This window comes from Sphingomonas sp. (genome assembly GCF_004799495.1).
Taxonomy (GTDB): domain Bacteria; phylum Pseudomonadota; class Alphaproteobacteria; order Sphingomonadales; family Sphingomonadaceae; genus Sphingomonas.
On record NZ_SSMY01000012.1, the window covers coordinates 143,012 to 163,735 of the forward strand.

At 67.5% G+C, this 20,724-nt stretch carries 22 protein-coding genes, 1 tRNA gene and 1 riboswitch; of the genes, 7 read left to right on the forward strand and 16 right to left on the reverse strand.

The genetic code is table 11. The features are described from left to right. Positions 1-39: 39 nt before the first annotated feature. The 5 genes from E7773_RS14500 to E7773_RS14520 all read right to left on the reverse strand — a co-directional run bounded on the left by E7773_RS14500 (position 40) and on the right by E7773_RS14520 (position 5,401). Complete coding sequence (locus E7773_RS14500; RefSeq protein WP_293992663.1) at positions 40-789, reverse strand: ABC transporter ATP-binding protein; 750 nt, start codon at positions 787-789, stop codon at positions 40-42. Next, positions 780-1,751: an iron ABC transporter permease gene (locus E7773_RS14505; RefSeq protein WP_293992665.1), complete on the reverse strand. Its 972-nt coding sequence runs from the start codon at positions 1,749-1,751 to the stop codon at positions 780-782. The genes E7773_RS14500 and E7773_RS14505 overlap by 10 nt, the downstream gene beginning before the upstream one ends. Beyond that, complete coding sequence (locus tag E7773_RS14510; RefSeq protein ID WP_293992666.1) at positions 1,748-2,563, reverse strand: ABC transporter substrate-binding protein; 816 nt, start codon at positions 2,561-2,563, stop codon at positions 1,748-1,750. Before E7773_RS14510 ends, E7773_RS14505 begins: the two co-directional genes overlap by 4 nt. Continuing rightward, positions 2,560-4,524, reverse strand: a complete 1,965-nt coding sequence (locus tag E7773_RS14515; RefSeq protein ID WP_293992668.1) for a TonB-dependent receptor — start codon at positions 4,522-4,524, stop codon at positions 2,560-2,562. The genes E7773_RS14510 and E7773_RS14515 overlap by 4 nt, the downstream gene beginning before the upstream one ends. Before the next feature lie 122 nt (positions 4,525-4,646). Beyond that, positions 4,647-4,826: riboswitch (cobalamin riboswitch) on the reverse strand. A gap of 8 nt (positions 4,827-4,834) precedes the next feature. Continuing rightward, positions 4,835-5,401, reverse strand: a complete 567-nt coding sequence (locus E7773_RS14520; RefSeq protein WP_293992670.1) for a methylated-DNA--[protein]-cysteine S-methyltransferase — start codon at positions 5,399-5,401, stop codon at positions 4,835-4,837. A 143-nt stretch (positions 5,402-5,544) separates the two neighbouring features. On the opposite strand from E7773_RS14520, the gene E7773_RS14525 reads away from it, so the two are divergent. Beyond that, entirely contained in the window at positions 5,545-7,713 is a 2,169-nt protein-coding gene (locus E7773_RS14525; RefSeq protein WP_293992671.1) for a TonB-dependent receptor, read from the forward strand. A gap of 51 nt (positions 7,714-7,764) precedes the next feature. Here E7773_RS14525 and E7773_RS14530 read toward each other — a convergent pair. Both E7773_RS14530 and cpdR read right to left on the reverse strand, forming a co-directional pair. Continuing rightward, positions 7,765-7,839, reverse strand: a tRNA-Val gene (locus E7773_RS14530). Positions 7,840-7,874: 35 nt separating this feature from the next. Continuing rightward, positions 7,875-8,252 carry a cell cycle two-component system response regulator CpdR gene (cpdR, locus tag E7773_RS14535; protein WP_293992672.1) on the reverse strand — a complete coding sequence of 126 codons (378 nt, stop codon included), beginning with the start codon at positions 8,250-8,252 and terminating at the stop codon, positions 7,875-7,877. Between the two features lie 97 nt (positions 8,253-8,349). On the opposite strand from cpdR, the gene E7773_RS14540 reads away from it, so the two are divergent. After that, a complete protein-coding gene (locus E7773_RS14540; RefSeq protein ID WP_293992673.1) occupies positions 8,350-9,198 on the forward strand; it encodes an N-formylglutamate amidohydrolase in 849 nt (282 codons plus the stop codon). 267 nt (positions 9,199-9,465) lie between these two features. On the opposite strand, the gene E7773_RS14545 is transcribed toward E7773_RS14540, so the two are convergent. Together E7773_RS14545 and E7773_RS14550 are read right to left on the reverse strand one after the other, a co-directional pair. Then, positions 9,466-10,242, reverse strand: a complete 777-nt coding sequence (locus tag E7773_RS14545; RefSeq protein WP_293992675.1) for a SapC family protein — start codon at positions 10,240-10,242, stop codon at positions 9,466-9,468. 58 nt (positions 10,243-10,300) lie between these two features. Then, positions 10,301-11,746 carry an FAD-binding oxidoreductase gene (locus tag E7773_RS14550; RefSeq protein WP_293992676.1) on the reverse strand — a complete coding sequence of 482 codons (1,446 nt, stop codon included), beginning with the start codon at positions 11,744-11,746 and terminating at the stop codon, positions 10,301-10,303. Positions 11,747-11,826: 80 nt separating this feature from the next. Here E7773_RS14550 and E7773_RS14555 point away from each other — a divergent pair, with 80 nt between their 5' ends. The 3 genes from E7773_RS14555 to E7773_RS14565 all read left to right on the forward strand — a co-directional run bounded on the left by E7773_RS14555 (position 11,827) and on the right by E7773_RS14565 (position 13,972). Further along, positions 11,827-12,306, forward strand: coding sequence for a hypothetical protein (locus tag E7773_RS14555; protein WP_293992678.1), 480 nt, complete (start codon positions 11,827-11,829; stop codon positions 12,304-12,306). Positions 12,307-12,383: 77 nt separating this feature from the next. After that, positions 12,384-13,775 carry a DEAD/DEAH box helicase gene (locus E7773_RS14560; protein WP_293992679.1) on the forward strand — a complete coding sequence of 464 codons (1,392 nt, stop codon included), beginning with the start codon at positions 12,384-12,386 and terminating at the stop codon, positions 13,773-13,775. An 8-nt stretch (positions 13,776-13,783) separates the two neighbouring features. Then, a complete protein-coding gene (locus E7773_RS14565; protein WP_293992681.1) occupies positions 13,784-13,972 on the forward strand; it encodes a DUF1289 domain-containing protein in 189 nt (62 codons plus the stop codon). A gap of 3 nt (positions 13,973-13,975) precedes the next feature. Here the strand turns inward: E7773_RS14565 and E7773_RS14570 are convergent, their stop codons facing one another. From E7773_RS14570 to E7773_RS14585, 4 genes are all read right to left on the reverse strand, one after another. Further along, positions 13,976-14,263 (reverse strand): hypothetical protein, encoded by a 288-nt coding sequence (locus E7773_RS14570; protein WP_293992683.1) that lies wholly within the window; start codon positions 14,261-14,263, stop codon positions 13,976-13,978. 64 nt (positions 14,264-14,327) lie between these two features. Then, a complete protein-coding gene (locus E7773_RS14575; protein ID WP_293992685.1) occupies positions 14,328-15,074 on the reverse strand; it encodes an N-acetylmuramidase domain-containing protein in 747 nt (248 codons plus the stop codon). Between the two features lie 20 nt (positions 15,075-15,094). Continuing rightward, entirely contained in the window at positions 15,095-15,718 is a 624-nt protein-coding gene (locus tag E7773_RS14580; RefSeq protein WP_293992686.1) for a glutathione S-transferase family protein, read from the reverse strand. An 81-nt stretch (positions 15,719-15,799) separates the two neighbouring features. Further along, complete coding sequence (locus E7773_RS14585) at positions 15,800-16,672, reverse strand: dienelactone hydrolase family protein (RefSeq protein ID WP_293992688.1); 873 nt, start codon at positions 16,670-16,672, stop codon at positions 15,800-15,802. A gap of 175 nt (positions 16,673-16,847) precedes the next feature. On the opposite strand from E7773_RS14585, the gene E7773_RS14590 reads away from it, so the two are divergent. Next, positions 16,848-17,333: a hypothetical protein gene (locus tag E7773_RS14590; RefSeq protein WP_293992690.1), complete on the forward strand. Its 486-nt coding sequence runs from the start codon at positions 16,848-16,850 to the stop codon at positions 17,331-17,333. A gap of 51 nt (positions 17,334-17,384) precedes the next feature. Here E7773_RS14590 and E7773_RS14595 read toward each other — a convergent pair whose 3' ends face one another. Then, on the reverse strand, positions 17,385-18,479 hold the full coding sequence (locus tag E7773_RS14595) for an MBL fold metallo-hydrolase (protein ID WP_293992692.1): 1,095 nt from the start codon (positions 18,477-18,479) through the stop codon (positions 17,385-17,387). 58 nt (positions 18,480-18,537) lie between these two features. Here E7773_RS14595 and E7773_RS14600 point away from each other — a divergent pair, with 58 nt between their 5' ends. Continuing rightward, entirely contained in the window at positions 18,538-18,684 is a 147-nt protein-coding gene (locus E7773_RS14600; protein WP_293992693.1) for a hypothetical protein, read from the forward strand. Between the two features lie 176 nt (positions 18,685-18,860). On the opposite strand, the gene E7773_RS14605 is transcribed toward E7773_RS14600, so the two are convergent. Next, positions 18,861-19,544 (reverse strand): DUF1013 domain-containing protein, encoded by a 684-nt coding sequence (locus E7773_RS14605; protein WP_293992695.1) that lies wholly within the window; start codon positions 19,542-19,544, stop codon positions 18,861-18,863. 94 nt (positions 19,545-19,638) lie between these two features. Next, positions 19,639-20,721, reverse strand: coding sequence for a glycosyltransferase family 1 protein (locus tag E7773_RS14610; RefSeq protein ID WP_293992696.1), 1,083 nt, complete (start codon positions 20,719-20,721; stop codon positions 19,639-19,641). Between the last annotated feature and the right edge of the window lie 3 nt (positions 20,722-20,724).

Below are 20,724 nucleotides of genomic sequence, written 5' to 3' on the forward strand. Positions count from 1 at the left end.
CATTGCACTGTAATTAAATTGCTTAAGCGCCTTGCAGCGTCAGCGGTCAAGTCGCTCCACCGCGATCCCGACCGGATGACCGGGGACGGCGGCGAAGCGCACGCCGAACAGGTCGCCGAGCCGATTGGGGGTCAGGACGGTGCTTGCCGGCCCCGCGGCGACGATGCGGCTGGCCTTCATCAAGATGGCGTCGTCGGCGACTCGCGCCGCCTGCGCGACATCGTGGAGGACGGTCACCACGCCCGCCCCCGCACGCGCCACGGCGCGCAGCCGGTCGAGGAGATCGAGCTGATGCGCCGGATCGAGGCTGGCGAGCGGCTCATCGGCGAGGAGCCATCGCGGCTCACCCGCCAGCACGCGTGCGAGCAACACGCGCGCGCGTTCGCCGCCGGAGAGCTCACCGACGCGACGAACGGCCAATGCCCCGGTATCGGTAGCCGCCAGCGCCGCCGCGATCGCCGCCTCGTCGCCGGCATTGCGATGCGGCAGGCGCCCGAGCGCGACGACATCGCGCGCGACCATATTCCACGCGACATCGCCTTGTTGCGGCAGGTACCCGATCGCCCGCGCTCGCTCGTCGCGCGGCACGGCGGCGACTTCGACCCCGTCGATCGCGACCGATCCTTCGGCGCGCACGAGGCCCGCGGCGACGCGCAGCAGGCTGGTCTTGCCCGCGCCGTTGGGGCCGAGGATCACGGTGACGCGGCCCGGCGCGATACTCACCGACACCGCGTCGAGTACGCGGCGACGGCCGAGGTCCAGCGTCACACCGTGGAGCGTCAGCGCCATTGCCGGCCTCCCTCACGAAATAATAGCCCGAGGAAGAACGGCGCGCCGATCAGCGCCATCACCACGCCCAGCCGCACTTCTCCCGCCCCCGGCGCGAGGCGGCACAGACTGTCGGCGGCGAGCGTCAGCGCCGCACCGCCGAGTGCGCTAGGCAGCAGGAGCGCGGAGGGTTTCGCGCCGAAGACGGGGCGGAGCAGGTGCGGCACTACCAGCCCGACGAACCCGACCACCCCGGTCACCGCGACCCCCGCGCCGACCGCGAGGCCGGTGCCGAGCACGACCGTCCAACGCAACCGCGTCAGGTTCGCGCCGAGCGACCTGGCCGCATCCTCGCCCAGTGCCAGCGCGTCTAGCGCTCGGCCGGTGGTGAACAGCAACGCCATCCCCGCCACCATGAACGGCGCGGCGAGCATCACGTCGTCGATCCCACGGTCGGTCAGCGCGCCCATCAGCCAGTCGATCGCCTCCGCCACCGCATAAGGGTTGGGCGCGATCGAGATCAGGAACGCGGTCAGCGCGCCGGCGAGACTCGCCAGCACCGTCCCCGCCAATACGAACACTACCGGGCTCTGCGCGCGCGCGGTGAGCAGGCCGAGCAGCGCCATCGCGCCCGCCGCCCCCGCCATCGCCCAGCCGAACTGCGCCAGTCCGCCTCCACCCAGCCCCAGCACGATCGACGCGACCGCGCCGAGCGCCGCGCACGACGACACGCCGATCACCGTCGGGTCGGCGAGCGGGTTGCGCAAATACCCCTGCAACACCGCCCCCGACAGCCCGAGCACCGCGCCGAGTAGCGCACCCAACGCTGCGCGGGGCACACGCAGTTCGATCACGATCGCCCAGCGCGGGTCGTGCCCCGTCCAGGCATCCCACGGCAACCATTGCTTCCCCGCCGCGAGCGACAAGCCGACCATTGCCAAGGTCAGCGCGGCGAGCAAGACGAGGCGGGCGGGGCGGCTCATCTTGTCATCCCCGCCCGGATCTCGGCGAGCCGCCGCATCGCAAGAATGATCGTCGGACCGCCGCAATTGATCAGCGAGCGCGGAAACGCCGCTTCGGCGACCCGCACGCCGGCGCGCTTCAATACGCGGCGGCGCAGCGTCGCGGTGCGCCCGTCGAGGTCGGGGTCGAGGATCACGTCGGGGGGCCAGCGCATGACACGCTCGATCGGGATCGCGCCCGACGCCGTCGCCTTGCCGTCGGTGGCGAACCCAGCGTGGCCGAGCATCTCGGTCAGCAGGGTCGGGCCGCCATTGGCGAAATTGTCGGAGATGAACAGCAACGCCTTGGGCCGCGCGGCATCGTGGGGCGCAGCCGCCGCGACCGCCGCGTCGATCCGCGCGATCAGCCGCTCGCCCGCCGCCTTCTCGCTAAGTGCCGCCGCCACTTGCCGGATCTGGTCGCGGCTCGCGGCGATCGTCGTCGGCGAATCGAGCAGCAGCACTTTCAACCCAAGCGTCTGATACGCGCGCAGCGTTGCGGCGGGGGTGAAGCTCGACGCCAGCACCAGATCGGGCCTGAGCGCGATCACTTCTTCCGCCGTGCCCGCCGTCCCGCGAAACGAGCGCGCGACATCGAGCGGGATCGAGGTCGCGCTCGCTTCCTGCGAATAATGGCTGATCGCGGCGATCCGCCCGCGGGGCGCCAGCGCAAGCAGCAACTGGTCGGCGCACGGATTGGTCGACACGATCCCGCCGCCAGAAATGGACGGCGTGGCGGGAGCGTTGCCGCACCCCGCCAGCGCCAGCGCGATCAAGGCAACCGCTACCCTCACTCGAACCGCAACCGCACGCCGCCATAGGCTGCGCGGCCCGGCGTGCCGTAGCCGCGCACGGTCTGATACTTGGCGTCGAACAGGTTATCGACGCGACCGTACACCGCGAACCGCTTGCCGATCGGCATCTCCGCGCGCACCCCCGCGACCGCATAGCCGTCGAGCGGCACGCGATTGCCGAAATCGTCGACGTCGATGCTGTCGCCGACCAGGCTCACCGTCGCGCCGAGCGATAGCCCGACCGGCAGGCGGTAATCGACCGAGATGTTGGAGGCTAGCTTGGGGCGCCGCAGCAACGACCGCCCAAACAAAGCGCCCGGCGCGCGGTTGGTCGCGTCGATGTAGGACAGATTACCGCTGACGGTCAGCCCGTCGACCGGTTTGATCTCCAGTTCGACCTCGGCCCCCTCCGCGCGCGTCCGGGCGATATTGGCGTAGGTGAAGGTCGCCGGATCGAAGTCGATCTGGTTGATCGTGTCGCGGTGGAACCACGTCACCTCGGCGCGGAGCCGCTCGCCGAGGAACGTCTGGCTGATACCAAGATCGTAGCTTTGCGCGCTCTCCGGCTTGAGCGTCGGCACGCCGTAGAAAGCGGCGAAGCGCTGGTACAAAGTCGGTGCCTTGAACCCCTCGGCATAGCTCGCGCGGAGCGTCGTTCCGCCGAAATTATATGCGGCATTGGCGCCGAACGTCGTGTGCCCGCCGAAATCGCGGTTGTCGTCGTACCGCACCCCGCCGGTCAACGTCAGCCGGTCGAGCGGGGTAACGATCGCCTCGCCATAAACACTCGTCGTCCAGCTGGCGTGCGCGTCGTTGCTGCCGAAGGCGCCAAACGATTGCGCACGGAAGCGCGTGCGCTCGTGCTCCGCCCCGAGCACCAGCCGCAGCGGGTCGGCGACCTGCCAATCGCCCTGATATTCGAACCGCTCGGTCCGCCCGCGCGCGAGCGAGGTCTTCGCGCGCGTGACCGGCGAGGCGAAATTGTCGCGGTCGATATCGGCGATCGCGAAGCCCAGCCGGTTGCTCACCGCGCCGCCGAACGCCTTGGCGTGCAACCCCGCGTAGCCGTAGAATTCCTTGGCGGTCGAATATTCGGGTGTGTCGGCGAGCACATAGGCGGGCGCGGGAAAGCCGTCATTCTCGACGCGGCTGTCGGCGTAATAGGCGCGCACGTCGATTCCCACATCGTCACTCAGATCGACGCCGATCCGCCCGGTCGCGCCATATTGCCGGTATCCGTCGCGCTCGGTGCCGTTGGCCGCCGCGGAGATGCCATCGGTGCGCAGGTAGCCCGCGTCCAGCGCGCCCGAGAAGATTCCGCTTCGCCCCGACACGCCGGCATTGGCGGTCACGCTGTCGAAACTGCCATATTCGATGTTGCCGCGCGCTTGCAGGCCGTAGCGCGGCTTGGTGGTGATCACGTCGACGACGCCACCGATCGCCTGGCTGCCCCATGGCACCGAGTTCGGCCCGCGCAGCACCTCGACGCGGTCGATCGATCCGGCGAGCAGATTGGCGAAATCGAAACCGCCGCCCGGCGACGACGGGTCGTTGACACGCACGCCGTCGATCAAGGTCAGCGTCTGCTCGCCCTCCGCGCCGCGGATGCGCACCGCGGTGAACCCGCCGGGCCCGCCGTTGCGCGTGACAGTGACGCCGGCCGTCGTCGCGAGCAGGTCGCTAAGCGCCACCGTCTGGCGCCGTTCGATCGTGTCGCGGTCGATCACCGTCACCGCCTGACCGACCCGGTCGGACAGTTCGGCGACCCCGGTCGAGCTGATGACGATGTCCTTGCGCGATTCGAGCGGGAGGCTGAAGACGCCGACGATGTCCTGACTGGTCTCGTCGACCACCTGCTGGTCGGTCTGGTCGGGTTTGGGTGGCGCGCCCTGCGCGCGTGCGGGTGTAGCGAACAAGGCGAGCGGCAAGGCCGTCGCGGCGAACAGACTGGATTTCAACATTGGACATGACCCCTTCGAGGGGCCGCTCACCGGGATGCAACACGCACCCGGCCATGCGGCCCGGTTCATGTCGTTCACGCGAGGGGTGCTCCCCTCGTCCGCCCGGCACACCCCGTCCGCGCGAAGGATCGACCGTGGCGGGCAGGTCTCCTGGCTCCCGGGTCACCGCGTTCGCCTCACCTTCCCAGCCGAAGCCAGTGGTACATCGAGGCGACCGCTATCCGGTCACAGTTGCGGGGGCAGCGCCGGTCTCATCACCGGACTTCCCTTTTCCCGTCACAGCCCGCCTCTAGCGCGAAAAGGGCAAAGGTCAAAAGCCGAACGATCGTTGCGGCGAGGGCGCAGGCGGCGTGGGCGTGGCGGCCGTCTCGACGCCCTCGAGCGCGAGCATCCGTGCTTTCGACACCGATCCGCCGGGCGCGGAAAAGCCCCCCACCTTGCCGCCTGCCGCGAGCACGCGATGGCACGGCACGATCAGCGGGATCGGGTTCGCCGCCATCGCCTGGCCCACGTCGCGCGCGAATTCGGGACCGGCGCCGAGCTGTTTCGCGACCGCGCCATAGGTCGTGCTCTCGCCCCAGCCGAGCGTGCGGACGGCGTCGTATACCTTGGCAAAGAACGGCGACTGCTCGCCCAGATCGATCGGAACGCTCGCGAAATCGACGCGCTCGCCCGCAAAATACTGCTGCGCCGACGCAATGACACTAGCGACCTCCGCCGGCGGATCGGTCCGCACCGCGTCGGGCAAGCGCCGAAACAGCGACCGTTCGGCCTCCGCGGGCGTGCTCGCGGGCAGGCGGAACGCGGTGATCCCGCGCCCGCTCCACGCGATCGCCGCAAAGCCGTGCGCGGTCTCGAAGACGTGATAGCGGTGCATCGATCCAATGTCGGTGGGCGGCGCGTGATTGGCAAGCTTTTGCCCTCCACCGAATTGCAAGCTTCGGGCGCGACGAATTTTTCGGCTTTCCTTTGGTGCGGCACCGACTTACTACGATAACACACTAAGGGTGGGGAGTAGTAATGCGTAAGCGGAGCGTATGGTTGGCGGCGTGTGCGATGGCGACGCCGGTAGGGGCAATGGCGCAAACCACGGCGGCCCCCGCCGCTCCACCTGCCGCCCCGACCGCTCCGAAGGATTCGCAGCAGCCCAACAACGGCGACATCCTGATCGTCGCCGAAGCCGGCGACCGCCAGTCGATCGACCGCAAGAGCTATGTCGTGAAGCCCGGCCCCGCCGCCGAGGTCGCGACTGGCATCGAGGTGATGAAGGACTTACCGTCGGTATCGGTCGACGCCGCCGGGCAAATCTCGCTGCTCGGCAACGGCAACGTCAAGATCCTGATCGACGGGCGTCCGGTGCCCGACGCGCTGTCGATCCTGCGCAGCATGAGCGCGGCGCAAATCGCGCGGATCGAGGTCATCACCAACCCGTCTGCGCAGTTCCCCGCCGACGGCACCGCCGGGATCATCAACGTCATCACGCGCCGATCGTCGCGCGACGGACTGGCCGGGTCGATCGCCGGCGGGGTCGACACCCGCGGGGGCGGCGTCGCGCGGATCGCGCCGACCTACACCAAGGGCAAATGGTCGCTGTCGACCTCCCCGACCTTCTTCCGCCAGCGCGGCCCGACCGAATACCGGATCGAGCGGCAGCAGCTGACGGGCGCGCCCGACGGTATTTCCGATCGCTTCGAGGACGCCACCGGCGAGCAAAGCCTGAAAGGCTTCGGCGCGCGCACGCAGGCGGTGTTCCGCCCGGACCAGAAACGCAGCTTTTCCGCCGCGTTCAGCGTCAGCGCGGTGCGGGTCGAAAACGACACCTTCGACACGATCACGCCGCGCACCGGCGAGTTCGCGCCGTTCGCGCAGCGCGGCTTTGCCGGCTACACGACGCATGCCGGCAATCTCGCGCTCGATTACCGCGCCGAAGGCAACCGCCGTGGCGAATTGCTGACCGCGGCGGTCAGCGGCACGCTATTCAGTTACGATGGCGACAGCGCGTTTCGGGAGACCGCGCTGTCGGGCGGGCCGACCTCGTTGCTGGCGATCGCGACCGGCGCGAACGACCGGCTGGCGTCGGCGAAGCTCGATTACGTCCGGCCGCTCGGGAAAACCGAGCAATTGTCGCTCGGCGCGAGCTTCGATTACCGGCGGCGCCATTTGACGAGTGCTGCGGTGGGCGGCGGCCTGCTCGGCCCGTCACGCAACACCGCGAGCGATTTCGCCGGCGATTATCGCGAGCTTGCCGCCTATGCGACGTTCCAGACGGTGATCGGCGGGTTCAAGATGCTCCCGGGCTTACGCGTCCAGGGCCGCAACTATTCGCTCGACGACCTCAACGGCGACGGCCCGTCTCGCGTCGATTTCTTCCCGTCGATGTTCGTCGAGCGCAAGATCGGCAAGCGCGTGACGACGACGCTCAGCTATTCGCGGCGGATTTCATGGCCGGACATCGGCGACCTGTCGCCCGTGCTGCGTTATCAGTCGCCGACCAGCGCGGTGCGCGGCGACCCCGCGTTCCGGCCGGAGACGACCGACGCGTTCGAGGCGCGGGTGAGCTTCGCGGGCAAGATCCACAGCTTCGACCTGACCTTCTACGACCGCATCACCCACGACAGTTCGGACCGCCTCATCACGCTCAATCCCGACGGTGTCGTGGTGACGTCGCCGATCAACGCCGGGACGCGGCTCGAGCAGGGAATCGAAGCGGCGTTCCGCGGACGCATCTTCACCCCGCTGCGCTACACGCTGACGGGCAATCTGACCGCGGTGTCGCGCGACATCGGCACGCTCGGCAACCGCCAGCGCGACGCGCAATATCGCGGCAAGCTCCAGCTCGACTACACCGACGGCAAGGCGGCCGATCCGGGCTTCGACCAGGTCACCGCGAACCTTCGCTACGAAGGGCCGGTGCACCAGTTCCAATATTCGCGGTCGGACTTCGTCGATGCCGACGTGAGCTGGACACACCGCTTTACCAAGCGGCTGTCGCTGATCACGTCGGTCGTGTCGATGTTCGGCGGCGTGTCGTACGACAGCCAGAACCGCACGCCGTTCATCCTCGACAAGCGCTTCGACCGGCAAGGCGGGCGGACGTTCCGCTTCATGCTGACCTATCAGCTGAGCGCCGCGCCCCAACCGCAGCCCCCGGCCGCGCCGCCGATCCCGACGCTGCCCGGAACACCCTAAGGCACTCGATACGAAAAAGCCCGCCAAGTCGCTGACCTGGCGGGCTTTTAATGGTGGGCGTAGCAAGGATTGAACTTGCGACCCCTGCGATGTCAACACAGTGCTCTACCACTGAGCTATACGCCCACGAAGGTGGCGCCTCTAGCGAAGGGCGCCGCCGCCTACAACCCCCCGCTCGCGCTTTCCGATTCGAACAGGCGGTCGACTTCCAGCACCAGGTCGCGCAGATGGAACGGTTTGGACAGGACGCGCGCCTGCGGCATCTGCTTGCCCGCGCGCAGGGTGACTGCCGCGAACCCGGTGATGAACATCACGCGCGTCGCGGGCGCGATCTCCGCCACCTTCTGCGCGAGCTCGATCCCGTCCATTTCGGGCATCACGATATCGGTCAGCAGCAGGTCGAAATGCTCGGTCTCGATCAGCGGCAGCGCGGCGGTGCCGCGATCGACCGCGGTGACGGCATAGCCCGACCGCTCCAGCGCGCGCGTCAGATATTCGCGCATCACATTATCGTCTTCGGCCAGAAGAATCCTGATCATCGCCGTCCCGCTGTATGTTCTGCCGCCATTTTATGCGCCAAGGACTTAACATTTTCCAGCGATTGCGGCGTCCCGTCGTGGCGCATAAGATCGCGCGATGGGCGCTCCTTCATTCGATCGCTTCGGACCGATCCCGCCGCTCAGTCCGGTGGTCGTGTCGGTGCCGCATGCCGGGCGCGATTATCCGCTGCCATTGCGCGCCGCCGCCGCGGTGCCGGTCGCGTCGATGCTCGCGCTGGAGGATCGCCACGCCGATACGCTGGCGCTCGCCGCGCGTGGCGATGAGACGCTGATCATCCAGCGCCGCGCGCGCGCCTGGATCGACCTCAACCGCGGCGAAGACGAGCGCGACCCGCTGATCGACGACGGCGCGCGGCCGATCCCAGCGGGTGCGGCGGCGACCAAGTTGCGCAGCGGGCTCGGCTTGGTGCCGCGCCGCGCCGCACCGGGGGTGACGCTGTGGCGCCGCCGGCTGGGCGATGACGAAGTGCGGCTGCGCATCGCCGAGGATCATCGCCCATACCATGTCGCTCTGGATGAGGCGCTGAGCGCAGCGCGCGACCGGTTCGGGTCGGCGTTGCTGATCGACCTGCATTCGATGCCGCCACTCCCCGGTCCGCTGTCGGCGCGCGTGGTGCTCGGCGACCGCTTCGGGCGGAGCGCGGGGGGGCAATTGGTGCATCGGTTGGAGGGCGAGATCGTCGCGGCGGGGCTGATCGCTGCGCTCAACGCGCCGTACCCGGGGGGCCATATCCTCAACCGGCATGGCCGGCCGCAGGAGAATATCCATGCGATCCAGGTCGAAATCGATCGCCGGCTCTACCTCGATGCCGGGCTCAATATGCCGGGCAAGGGGCTGGCTGGGACTGCCGCCCTCCTCCGCCGCCTGATCGATGCGGCGACCGACGAACTGCTCGGCCACGACATCGCGATCGCCGCCGAATAACGCCGCGCCGTCAGACGAGCCCGCTACGCGGCCTCGCTGCCCGCCGTGGCGCGTTGCGAATTGGCGAACGCCAATTCGGGATCCGCCCGCATAAAAAAACCGCCCCGGGGTTACCCGAGGCGGCCTAGGTTCAGGGAGGAGGCGCACCCGAAGGTGCGCCGCACGGCCCCGTGAAAGGGGGAAACACGACACCGCGCACTCTATTAACTAAGAAGCCGGTGGTTTGGTTTCAAGGGGCGGGCGGCGACTGCCGCCAGTCCCTCGCCATTAGTTGGTCGGCTCGAGCTGCGGCGCCGGCATCAGCCCCAATTGCACCTGGCGCGCGAAAATCTCGCGCATCACCGACAGCGAAAACAGGTGCGCGTAGATCAGCGGCAACAGCCCCGACTGAACGATCTTGCGCAGCTGGTCGCCGCGCAACGCGGTCAGCTTTTCCTCGCTGATCATCTGGAAGCCCGAATAGACGAACGGCTTGTCCGCGCCCTCGGGCTGGATCGACACTTCGCCGTCCATCAACAGGTCGAGTTCCTTGATCTCGGCCATGAACGCACCGGTGCGTGCGCCGGCTTCCTCGAACTGCTGGTTGAAATCGAGGATGTTCTTGACGAGCGGAGTCGCCTCGCCGTTCTCGAACAGCGGATCGCCGTCCTCAAAATCGCCGATCGTCGGCGAGGTCGGGTCGAAGCACAAGGTCAGTTCCTCGGCTTCCGGGCTCAGCCGGGCGAGCAGATACGGATAGCGGCGGATGTACGCAGGCACATAGGTATACGGGTCGCGCAGCTGCGCCTTCTCGTCGAGGAACACGTTGATGCCTTCGTTGAGCCCCATCAGCGCCAGCGGCACCGAATCCTCGCCCTGCGAGAAGATGATCGGCATTTGGCGCTGGACCAGCGGGAATTCGTCGACCGTGATCGGGATCGCATGCTGGTTCTTCAGGAAATCGGCGCCTTCGGCGGGGCGGACCTTGAATTTGGCATGGGCCTCGCTCGAAAGCGGCTCGAGCGTGTTGTAGAACAGGGGAAGCGACTGCGGCGCGCTGGCCATTACCTTGACTCCATCGAATCTCGTGAGCGCGGCGGACCGCCGCTAATCGCCGAGCGCCCTAGGGAATAGGATCGACCGGCGCAAGCTTCACCAGCTTGCCGGGGTTCATCAGTTCGTGCGGATCGAAGGCACGTTTGATCGCACGCAACGCCGCCATGCGCGCGGGCGGCGACAAGCGTTCGAGCTCGTGAAGCTTCATCTGGCCGATGCCATGCTCGGCGGAGATCGAGCCGCCCGCCGCGACGACCAGGTCGTAGACCATGTGGCTGGCTGCCTCGCCGATCTCGGCACGCCAGCGGTCGGGGTCGGCACCCGCCGGCGCGTTGACGTGGAAGTGGACATTACCGTCGCCGAGGTGGCCGAACGCGCTGCAATGGACGCCGGGGAACGCCGCCTCGACCCGCGCCGACGCGCTTTCCATGAACCCGGGCATCGCGTCGACCGGGACCGAGATGTCGTGCGCCATCGTCGGTCCCTCGGCGCGCTCGGCTTCCGAGATCGAATCGCGCAGCCGCCAGAAGGCAGCGCCCTGCGCTTCGTTCGCCGCGACAACCGCGTCCTGCACGAGGCCGTCGGCGAGCGCCGCCGCCATCAGCTCTTCGAGCGCGGGCCTCGCGGCGTCGGGCGAACTGGCGACGTAATCGACCAGCACCAGCCAGAGATGCGATCCCGCGAGCGGTGGGCGCGTGCCCGGAATATGCTTGAGCACCAGGTCGAGCGCGAGCTTCGGCATCAATTCGAAGCTCTCGATCGCGGTGCCCGACTGGCGCTCCATCGCGCGCAGCAGTTTCAGCGCCGCGGCAGGCGATTCGACCCCGAGCCAACCCGTCGCTCGGTCGGCCACCGCGGGTACGAGCCGCAAGGCCGCTGCGGTGATCACGCCGAGCGTCCCCTCGGCCCCGACCAGCAGATGGTCGAGATCGTAGCCGCGATTGTCCTTCTTGAGCGCGGCGAGCCCATCGTGCCGCGACCCGTCGGGCAGCACCGCCTCGACCCCCGCGACCAGCGACCGCATCGTCCCGAAGCGCAGCACTTGCGTGCCCCCGGCGTTGGTCGACGCGAGCCCGCCGATCGTGGCGCTGCCCCACGCGCCGAGCGTCAGCGGAAAGCGCATGCCCTCGGCTTCCGCCGCGGCGTGCAAATTGCCGAGGATCACTCCGGCCTCGGCCACCGCAAGCCCGGCTGCCGGGTCGATCGAGCGTACCCGGTTCATCCGCCTGAGCGACAGGATCAGCGCCGACCCGTCCGCTGGCGGCGTCGCGCCACCGACCATCGAGGTGTTCCCGCCCTGCGGCACCAGCGGCACACCAAGCTCGTGCGCGCGCCCGACAGCGAATTGCACGCCCTCCGTGGTGTTGGGCGCGATGATCGCGGACGCTTGTCCATGGAACCGTCCGCGCCAGTCACTCAGCCACGGCGCGATATCGCCCGGGTCGGTCGTCACAGCCTTGTCGCCGAGCCTGGCGCGCACCGCGTCGATCAGATTCTGCTGGGCCGGTGTCATACCCGCAGCCGCTACCACGCTGCCCGCGCGACCGCCAATTCATTGACCATTCAACATTCGGCCTTACCAAGGCGCGCTTCATGCCGCATCCGTCCGCCGCCCTCTTGCTGTTGCTCGCGCCCGCCATTGCCGCGAGTACGCCGGTACCGGCTGCGCCGGTCGATGGCGACGGCGTGGGCCAGGTGTCGATCACCGGCCGGATCGTCGTTCGAGTCGAATCGGCGCCGGCGCCAGAGGCCACGCTGCGCGCAATGCCGGTGCCGGTGCGCTGGATCGAAAAGGGTGGCCCCAAATGCATCGCCGTCAGCCAGCTCTCGGGCGCGATCGTCAACGATACCGACAGCGTCGACCTTGTGCTGAAGGGCGGCACGCGGCTGCGCGCGCTGCTCGACGACGATTGCGCGGCGCTCGGCTATTATGGCGGCTTCTACCTCAAGACCGCCGCCGACGGCCAGGTGTGCGCCAAGCGCGATACGATCCGCACGCGGACGGGCGAATCGTGCTCGATCGGCAAGTTCAAGCGGCTCGTCCCCCGGCCCGACAAACACCGCAAACCTTGACTTTGCGGCTCTGATCGGCAAGCGCGCGAGGGACGCGCGCGACGCCTTGTCGCGCCATTTTTTCGGAAACGTTCTGAATGCCTTTCGCCGACCTCGGCCTCTCCGACGAATTGCTCCGCGCCGTCGGGGAGTCGGGCTATACCGAGCCGACGCCGATCCAGGCCGCGACCGTCCCCTCGGTGCTGATGATGCGCGACATCATCGGCATCGCGCAGACCGGCACCGGCAAGACCGCGGCGTTCGTCCTCCCGATGATCGATATCCTGGGTCACGGCCGCAGCCGCGCGCGGATGCCGCGCAGCCTGATCCTCGAGCCGACCCGCGAGCTCGCCGCGCAGGTGGCGGAGAATTTCGAGAAATACGGCAAGTATCACAAGCTCTCGATGGCGCTGCTGATCGGCGGCGTGCAAATGGGCGATCAGGTCAAGGCGCTGGAAAAGGGCGTCGACGTGCTGATCGCGACCCCGGGTCGCCTGATGGACCTGTTCGGGCGCGGCAAGATCCTGCTCACCGGCTGCAACCTGCTGGTGATCGACGAGGCCGACCGCATGCTCGACATGGGGTTCATCCCCGATATCGAGGAAATCTGCACCAAGCTGCCCAAGCAGCGCCAGACCTTGCTGTTCTCGGCCACCATGCCGCCGCCGATCAAGAAGCTCGCCGACCGCTTCCTCGACAATCCCAAGACGATCGAGGTCGCGCGCCCCGCGACCGCCAACACCAACATCAAGCAATGGCTGGTGCCGGTGTCGTCGTCGAAGAAGCGCGACAAACTGGTCGAACTGCTGCGCGGCGAGGATGTCCGCACCGCGATCATCTTCTCCAACCGCAAGACGACGGTGCGCGAGCTCAACAAGGCGTTGCAGCGGCAAGGCTTCCGCAGTTCCGAAATCCATGGCGACATGGACCAATCGTCGCGCATCGCCGAGCTCGACCGGTTCAAGGCGGGCGACGTCAACATCCTGGTCGCGTCCGACGTCGCGGCGCGCGGATTGGACATCAAGGGCGTCAGCCACGTCTTCAATTTCGACGCGCCGTGGCACCCCGACGATTACGTCCACCGCATCGGCCGCACCGGCCGCGCGGGCGCCACGGGGGTCGCGTTCACGCTCGCCACGTCGGAAGACGCGGAGAACGTCGCGAACATCGAAAAGCTGACCGGCATGACGATCGAGCGCTACAAAGGCGCGGCGGACGAAGCCCCGGCGCCGCGCAGCTCGCGCGGGCGCAAGCCGGCGGCGAAGAAGGAAGCCGAAGCCAAGCCGGCGCGTGTCGAGCGCGAAGAACGGCCCGAGCGCGCCCCTCGCGAAGAACGTGCGCCGCGCGCGGAACGCCCGGCGCGCGAAGCTCGTCCGCCGCGCCGCGAACCTGCGCCGCGTGCACGCGGCCACGATGCGGACGACGGCCCCGATGACGGGTGGAACGGCCCGATGCCAGGTTTCCTCAGCGCGAAGCTGACCGCCGACTAAATCCGCGCGTGTCGCTGCCCGATTTCATCAGCATCGTGCCGGTGCAGGCGATCGTCAGCCCGTGCGTCAACGTCTGCACTATCGGCAAGGACCGGCTGTGCGAAGGCTGCCGCCGCTCCGCCAAGGAAATCGCGCGCTGGACGAGCATGACGCCCGCCGAACGCGATGCGGTGATGGCGGAATTGCCGGGACGCTAGCCGCTATTTCGCGGCGGGCGCCTTGATGAAATCCGACGGCAGCGGTTGCCGGTTGCGCAGTGTGTCGCTGCACGCACGCTGCGTGGTCGAGGAAGAGGCGCGGCCATAGAGGCAATCGTGCCGCTCGGCGCGCCACGCGTCGTCGGCGCGGTCGTACGCGCCTCTATAGCCCGGACGCTCCTTGGGAATGGGCTGGACCCGCGGCGCCGGCATCGTGCGGATGCCATAGCCTTGTGCCAATGCAGGCGGTACGAATGACATCATCGCGACGCAAATCATGGCTCGTTTCATCGCGACTCTCCCTGCCTGTCCTGGCGGCACTGAGCGCCGCCGCGGCTGAACGACCGATGAAGACTCAACGCGGCAACGCGTCGAACGCTTTCTTCAAATCGTAGATCGCCTTCAGCTTCGGCCCGTACACCACGCCGCCGCCCGCACCGTTGTAACCGTCGCCGAACTTCACCCAGTCGTGCGCCTTGATTTCGTCGGCCAGCCCCGCCGAGCGGCAAAAGTCGAAGAACCCCAGCACTTGCCAGCGCAAGCCGCGCGCGAACGCGTTGACCAGGTCGAACGCCGAGGCATAGCCGATCAGCGGATGGTTGAACCCCATCACCTGAGTCCCGCCCCAGCTCGCCGACTGCGCGGCAAGCTCGACCCCCGACAGCGTGCGCGCGAAGTGATAGGCGTCGTATTCCTTCGCCTGATCGCCGTGGAAGCTCGCCCAGGCGTCGGTGGGCTTGGCGCGCCATTTGTGGTTTTCCCAGCGCCTGCCATCGGCGCCGTGCCCCCCGAACACGAAATGCGCGTCGAAGGTCACACTATGGTCACACCCCCAGCGATCCCAGAACACGTGATTCTCGAACCGCATCACCGGTTTGCCCGGCGTGAACGCCCGCCCGCCGCTCTCCACCATCCACACCGCGAGCGCCGCGAGCGTTTCGATCCCCGTCACCGCGGACAGCCGGTCGACCAGTCCGCCGATCGTATTGTACGTGCGCACGACGCTCCCCAATGTCGTGCCGGCGGGTGGCAGGGTCTTGACCGGTTTCGTCGGCGCCAGCGCAGCGGCCTTCAGCGTCGCATCGTCCTTGTAGAATGCCATGCCCCCTCCATTGGCGCCGCTCAGGCGATCTGGTTGGTCTCCACCAGCGCATCGTCGAGCTCGTTGGCGCGCTTCAGGGCCTCGCGCATTTGCAGCCGTTCGCCATAGGCGACGAAGGCGTCCCGCTTCGGCATTGTCCCGAACATCGTGCCCCACATCACCTGGCTGCCGACATAGACGTCGGCCATCGTGAATTTCTCGCCGCAGATGTACGGCCCCTTCGCCACCGCGCCCTCGAGCACGTCGATCGCGGCGTCGAAATTGCCATAGCCGAACATCCGGCCCTGTTCGGGCTTGGGCAAGAACCCAGCCGCCTGGTTGGTCACCGCCTGTTCGACCGGCCCCGCGGCGAAGAACAGCCAGCGGTAATAGTCCGCCCGGTCGTCGAGCGCGGGCGCGAGCCCCTTGTCCGCGAACGCATCGCCCAAATACGCGCAGATCGCGGCGCATTCGGTCACGACCTTGCCCTTGTGAGCAATCGCCGGGACCTTGCCCATCGGGTTGACCGCGAGATAGTCGGGCGACTTCATGCTGTCGGCGTAGGCCATCACGCGAACCTCATAGTCCGCACCGACTTCCTCGAGCGCCCAGCGCGCGATCCGGCCGCGCGATTGCGGATTGGTGTACAGAATCAGCTCGCTCATCGCTCTCTCCGTGAACAAATAGGGAACAGACATAATCCAACAATGCAAGCGCGATCAATGCCGCGACCGTAAATTGCTGACTCAGAGCGCCTTTTCGAACAGCGCGAGCATCCGGCCCCACGCCTTCTCGGCCTGCGCGGCGTTGTAGACCTTGCTGTCGGGCGGGCACCAGCCGTGCATCGTGCCGGTATAGACCTCGATCTCGGCGGGCAGCTTGGCGGCGGCGAACGCGGCCTTGAGCGTATCCTTGTCGGTTGGACTGCGCGCGTCGTCGTTCGCGGCGATCGCGATCAGACACGATGCCTTCATCTTGGGGATCAGCAGGTGCGGGCTGTCGGGCTTGTCGCTGACGAGCCCGCCGCCGTGGAAAGTCGCCCCCGCCTTGATCCGCCCGCGACGCACCGCGGCGGTGCGGAACACCATCGGGCCGCCCATGCAATAGCCGGTGGTCGCCATGCCGCGCTTGGTGTCGACCTCCTTCTGCGTATCGATGAAGGTCGTGAAGGCGAGCGCGTCGGCGAACTCGGTGTCGACGGTCAGCAGCTTGGTCCACGGCATGATCCGCGCACGCACCTCGGGCTGGTCGAACGATTCGCCGGTGGCGAGGAACGGCGCCTTGGTCGAGCGGTAGAACTGGTTGACCACCAGCACCGCATAGCCCGACTGCGCGAGCCGGTCGGCCATCTGGCGGAACGCGGGGCGCAGTCCCATGATGTCGGGCCAGATCAGCACGCCGGGATGCTTGCCGCTGATCGGCGCGGTGAAATAGGCGTCGCAGGTGCCGTCGGGGGTCTTGATCGAAACGTCGCGTCCCTTGATCGCCGCGGCATTGGCTGGGACGGGGAGCATCGCCATCAGCCCGGCGACTCCCGCGAGCGCCCCGAACTGCCGCCGCGAGGGATGCACACTGGCGAGGAACTGCTCGTTTTCGGTCGCGGTATGGTCGTCGCACATCGTGTCTCTCCTGAGTCGCCCCCGACGGCTGCGAGACTAAGGGCGATTGCGCTCGGGGAAAAGCGAGCGTGCGTGGCCGGCCATTGTCTACCCAGTGGCGGACATTCATTCCTGACCGCATCATGCATCAATGAATGAAACCCCAAGCGCTTGCTGTTGCGCATCCCTTCCTGACTTGGCCGCAGTACCAATGGGCGGCGATGGTCTCGACGAGCGAGTGTTCGCGACCATCGATAACGTTGTCGATCATGGCGGAGACGCTTGGTGGCTACACCTTTCGCAATGCCGCACCTGCGGCCAGCATTGGATGATTGCTCAAGAAGAACGGATTTTCGATGAGCACTTCATGCGGCGATTGACTGTCGATGAGGCTAGGCGCATCTCCATCGATGCCAACTGGCCGGTCGAGTTTCTTAGCTACGAGCGCGTGCTCAAAACAGGGCACGCCTTGCGCGTTCGACCTTGCATCTTCTTAGAGCGACTATCTCCATCGCTGGTATGGACTGCGGAAGATCTGCGTAGGGAACGGCCCGACATCTCAGTGGAGGAGATCGCGCTTCTACTTGGCGTCACCGCAACGCAAGCGAAGCGGCTGTTGGCAGCAGCTTCTTCGGGGCAGGGTTCGTGGTGGCAGCGGACGCGCCACCTTCTGGGCTTGTAGCGTTCCTTGGCGAAGCAGAGAAATCTGCTTTCCACCTTCAGCAGACAATCCCTAGACCCCGCGCCACCGCCATACCCCATCGTCGCCCGTCTCGCGCACCGCGCGGCCTTCGATTTCCAGCCGGCGCAGGTGCGCCATCGCCTCGCCGGTCGCCATGCCGAGCATGTCCTGCCCGATCGCGCGGCGGAACAGGCGGCCGAAGCAATCGACCACGCGGCGCGGCTCGACCCGCACGAACGCTTCGAGCTCGTTCAGCCGCTCGCGATGCTCGCGGTCCATCGCGTCGAGCCGCGTATGCAGCCCGGTGAACGGGTCGCCATGCCCGGGCAGCGTCAGCACGTCCGCCGGTACTTCGCGCTTCAATTTGGCGATCGAGGCGAACCATTCGCCGAGCGCGTCGGCCTGCGGCTCGGTGATCCCGACCGACACGTTGGGGCTGATCCGCGGCAGCACTTGGTCGCCCGCGATGAACACCCCGTTCGCTTCGTCGAGCAGACAGGCATGTTCCGGGCTGTGCCCCGCGCCGACGATCACGCGCCACTCGCGCCCGCCGATCCGGATCGCCTCGCCGTCCACCATCCGGCGGTACGACATCGGCATCGGCCGCACGATCCGCCCGAAATTGGCCCAGCCGTGCTGCGCGGCGATGTCGATCTGCTCCGCCGACCAGCCTGCGGCGTGGCGGTAATCGCTCACCTCGCGCGGAGTCTCCGGCCGCGCGTCGGCGACGAGCATCTGCGCGGTCAGCCACTCGCCGCGCGTCATCCACAGCGGCGCGGCGTGATGATCGCACATCCAGCCGGCGAGCCCGATATGGTCGGGGTGGAAATGCGTACCGATCATCCGCGTGACGCGGACGCTGGCCATCGGTCCCTTGAACACCGATTTCCACGCCTCGCGCGTTTCGGTCCGGTTCATGCCCGCGTCGACCAAGGCGATGCCGTCGCCATCGTCGACCAGCCAGCAATTGACGTGCTTGAGTGGCCCAGGGACCTTGAGGCGTACCCAGCGCACCCCCGGCGCGACCGTCATCGCGTCGCCCTCGGCGGGTTCGGCGCCACCGAACGGGTAGGTCAGCCCCTTATGGCTGGTCGGCACGAAACTTTCGTCGGCAACGAACGCGGCATCGGGGGTGCGAGCAACCATCGGGTTTCGACTAGCAACGGAATTGCCGAGCGGCAATCGGAGCTGGTAGAGGACGGATATGGAACCCGCTCCGGTCAAGAATTCGATGCTGAAGAATATCGGCATGGCGATCCTGCTGACGCCGTTCGGGATCGGGTTCATCATCGCCGCATGCCTGTCGGGCGGACCGAAGGAAGTCTACAAGGCGCTGTGCGAGCGGGACTGAGCGATTATGCTCGCAATGTTGGATTTGGCCTGACAGCCTGTCGCCGCTCTTTCTCATCGTGAGCCGGCGACGATATGTCGCTCCCCGCCGGCCGCCAAGGCATGCCGATGCAGCCCCGTGGTCAGTGCGAACATTGGGAACATTCGCTTGGCTGGGGACGCAGCCGCGCCTTTGCCTTAGTTCTTGAACAGCGTCTCCGCCGTATGCTCCACAGGCGCTGTTTCGCCCTCGCCCGCCGCCAGCGCTTCGGCATCGCGCGCGGCCTGGTCGCGCTGGCCGCGCAGTTCGGCGATCAGCGCCTCGCGGTCGCCTTCCAGCCGGGTGTCGACCGGCGCTTCGAGACCCGCCGCCTTCGCCGCCTTCGCCACCGCCGCATCGAGTTCGCGCTGCGTCGTCAGGCCCAGCGTCACCGGGTCTTTCGGGGTGATGTTGGCGATGTTCCAGTGGCTGCGGTCGCGGATCGCCGCGATCGTCGTCCGCGTCGTGCCGATCAGCGTCGAGATCGCGCCGTCGGTGATCTCCGGATGATTGCGGATGATCCAGGCGATGCCGTCGGGCTTGTCCTGACGCTTGCTGACCGGCGTGTAGCGCGGCCCCTTGGTGCGGCGTACCTGCTCCGGCCCCTTGAGCATCTGGAGCACGTGGTTGGGATCGGCCTGGCCCTTTTCGATCTCCTCCTGCGTCAGCTCGTGCGCGCGCACCGGGTCGCGCCCGGTCAGCTTGGTCGCGGCGGTATCGTCGGCGATCGCGTTCACTTCGAGGATGTGCAGCCCGCAGAACTCGGCGATCTGGTCGAACGAGAGCGAGGTGTTGTCGACCAGCCAGGAAGCGGTCGCGTGCGGCATGAGCGGCTGGGCCACGAAATTTCTCCGTCGGAAATAAATAGGGCCGCCCCTCGCGGAGCGGCCGTGTCGTGGAAGGGGACTTAATGCGGAAGGTCGCCTAGGGCAAGCGTTACGCGGCGACCGCCTCTTCCGTGATCGGGACCAGCGCCTGGAGGAATTGGCCTGCGCTGGCCGCCCAGGTGAAGCTCTGGCCATAAGCGGCGCACGCGGCGCGGTCGCGGGTCAGCGCCTCGGCGATGGCGGTGTCGAGGTCGTCGGCCATCCCGGCCACGTCGGGCGTCAGGACGTCGATTGGGCCGGTAACGGGATAGGCCGCAACCGGGGTGCCGGCGGCCAGCGCCTCGATCATCACCAGCCCGAACGTGTCGGTGCGGCTGGGAAAGACGAACACATCGGCAGCGGCATAGGCGGCGGCGAGGTCGGGCCCGAATTTGGGACCGAGGAAATGGACGTTCGGGAATTTCGCCTTCAGCCCGGCGAGCGCAGGGCCGTCGCCGACCACCATCTTGCTCCCAAGGTGCGTCGCGGTCAGGAACGCCTCGATATTCTTCTCGACCGCGACGCGGCCGACATAGAGCATCACCGGCCCCGGCAGCGCGCGGATCGCGGGATCGGGCGCGGCCCCCGCGAAAGTCGCGAGATCGACTCCCCGGCCCCAGTGCCGCAGCTTGGTCAGCCCGTGCGCCCGGAGCGTCTCGGCAATCGACGGCGTCGCGGCCATGATCGCCTGCGCGGGCCCGTGGAACCACTTGATGTAGCGCCACACCCACTCCGGGTTCACGCCGGTGCGCGCCGCGACATAGTCGGGGAATTGCGTGTGGTACGCTGTGGTGAAAGGAAAATCGCGCTGCAAACACCAGCGCCGCGCGGCCAGGCACACCGGTCCTTCGGTCGCGAGATGGACCGCTTGCGGGCTGAACGCCTCGAGCATCTCGCCGACCTTGCCGGTCGAGGCGAAGGCGAGGCGGATCTCGGGATAGGTCGGGCACGGCACCGACCGGAACAGGTCGGGCGAGATGACCAGCACGTCGTGCCCCATCTTCTTCAGCTCGGCGCGGGTCGATTGCAGCGTACGGACGACGCCGTTGACTTGCGGCAGCCACGCATCGGTGACAATCGCGATGCGGACTCGGTCGAGCTCGCTCGCGTCGCGCAGCGGCCGAGCGCTGGTCGTCTTGCGGCGTCGCCTCATAAC

Bases quoted from the DNA above. Each gene is read 5' to 3' on its own strand.
- E7773_RS14500 (WP_293992663.1), bottom strand. From the start codon at position 789: ATGGCGCTGACGCTCCACGGTGTGACGCTGGACCTCGGCCGTCGCCGC.
- E7773_RS14555 (WP_293992678.1), top strand. From the start codon at position 11,827: ATGCCGCATCCGTCCGCCGCCCTCTTGCTGTTGCTCGCGCCCGCCATT.
- E7773_RS14550 (WP_293992676.1), bottom strand. From the start codon at position 11,746: ATGACACCGGCCCAGCAGAATCTGATCGACGCGGTGCGCGCCAGGCTC.
- E7773_RS14595 (WP_293992692.1), bottom strand. From the start codon at position 18,479: ATGGTTGCTCGCACCCCCGATGCCGCGTTCGTTGCCGACGAAAGTTTC.
- E7773_RS14600 (WP_293992693.1), top strand. From the start codon at position 18,538: ATGGAACCCGCTCCGGTCAAGAATTCGATGCTGAAGAATATCGGCATG.
- E7773_RS14610 (WP_293992696.1), bottom strand. From the start codon at position 20,721: ATGAGGCGACGCCGCAAGACGACCAGCGCTCGGCCGCTGCGCGACGCG.
- E7773_RS14505 (WP_293992665.1), bottom strand. From the start codon at position 1,751: ATGAGCCGCCCCGCCCGCCTCGTCTTGCTCGCCGCGCTGACCTTGGCA.
- E7773_RS14540 (WP_293992673.1), top strand. From the start codon at position 8,350: ATGGGCGCTCCTTCATTCGATCGCTTCGGACCGATCCCGCCGCTCAGT.
- E7773_RS14525 (WP_293992671.1), top strand. From the start codon at position 5,545: ATGCGTAAGCGGAGCGTATGGTTGGCGGCGTGTGCGATGGCGACGCCG.
- E7773_RS14560 (WP_293992679.1), top strand. From the start codon at position 12,384: ATGCCTTTCGCCGACCTCGGCCTCTCCGACGAATTGCTCCGCGCCGTC.
- E7773_RS14515 (WP_293992668.1), bottom strand. From the start codon at position 4,524: ATGTTGAAATCCAGTCTGTTCGCCGCGACGGCCTTGCCGCTCGCCTTG.
- E7773_RS14580 (WP_293992686.1), bottom strand. From the start codon at position 15,718: ATGAGCGAGCTGATTCTGTACACCAATCCGCAATCGCGCGGCCGGATC.
- E7773_RS14575 (WP_293992685.1), bottom strand. From the start codon at position 15,074: ATGGCATTCTACAAGGACGATGCGACGCTGAAGGCCGCTGCGCTGGCG.
- E7773_RS14570 (WP_293992683.1), bottom strand. From the start codon at position 14,263: ATGAAACGAGCCATGATTTGCGTCGCGATGATGTCATTCGTACCGCCT.
- E7773_RS14585 (WP_293992688.1), bottom strand. From the start codon at position 16,672: ATGTGCGACGACCATACCGCGACCGAAAACGAGCAGTTCCTCGCCAGT.
- E7773_RS14520 (WP_293992670.1), bottom strand. From the start codon at position 5,401: ATGCACCGCTATCACGTCTTCGAGACCGCGCACGGCTTTGCGGCGATC.
- E7773_RS14545 (WP_293992675.1), bottom strand. From the start codon at position 10,242: ATGGCCAGCGCGCCGCAGTCGCTTCCCCTGTTCTACAACACGCTCGAG.
- cpdR (WP_293992672.1), bottom strand. From the start codon at position 8,252: ATGATCAGGATTCTTCTGGCCGAAGACGATAATGTGATGCGCGAATAT.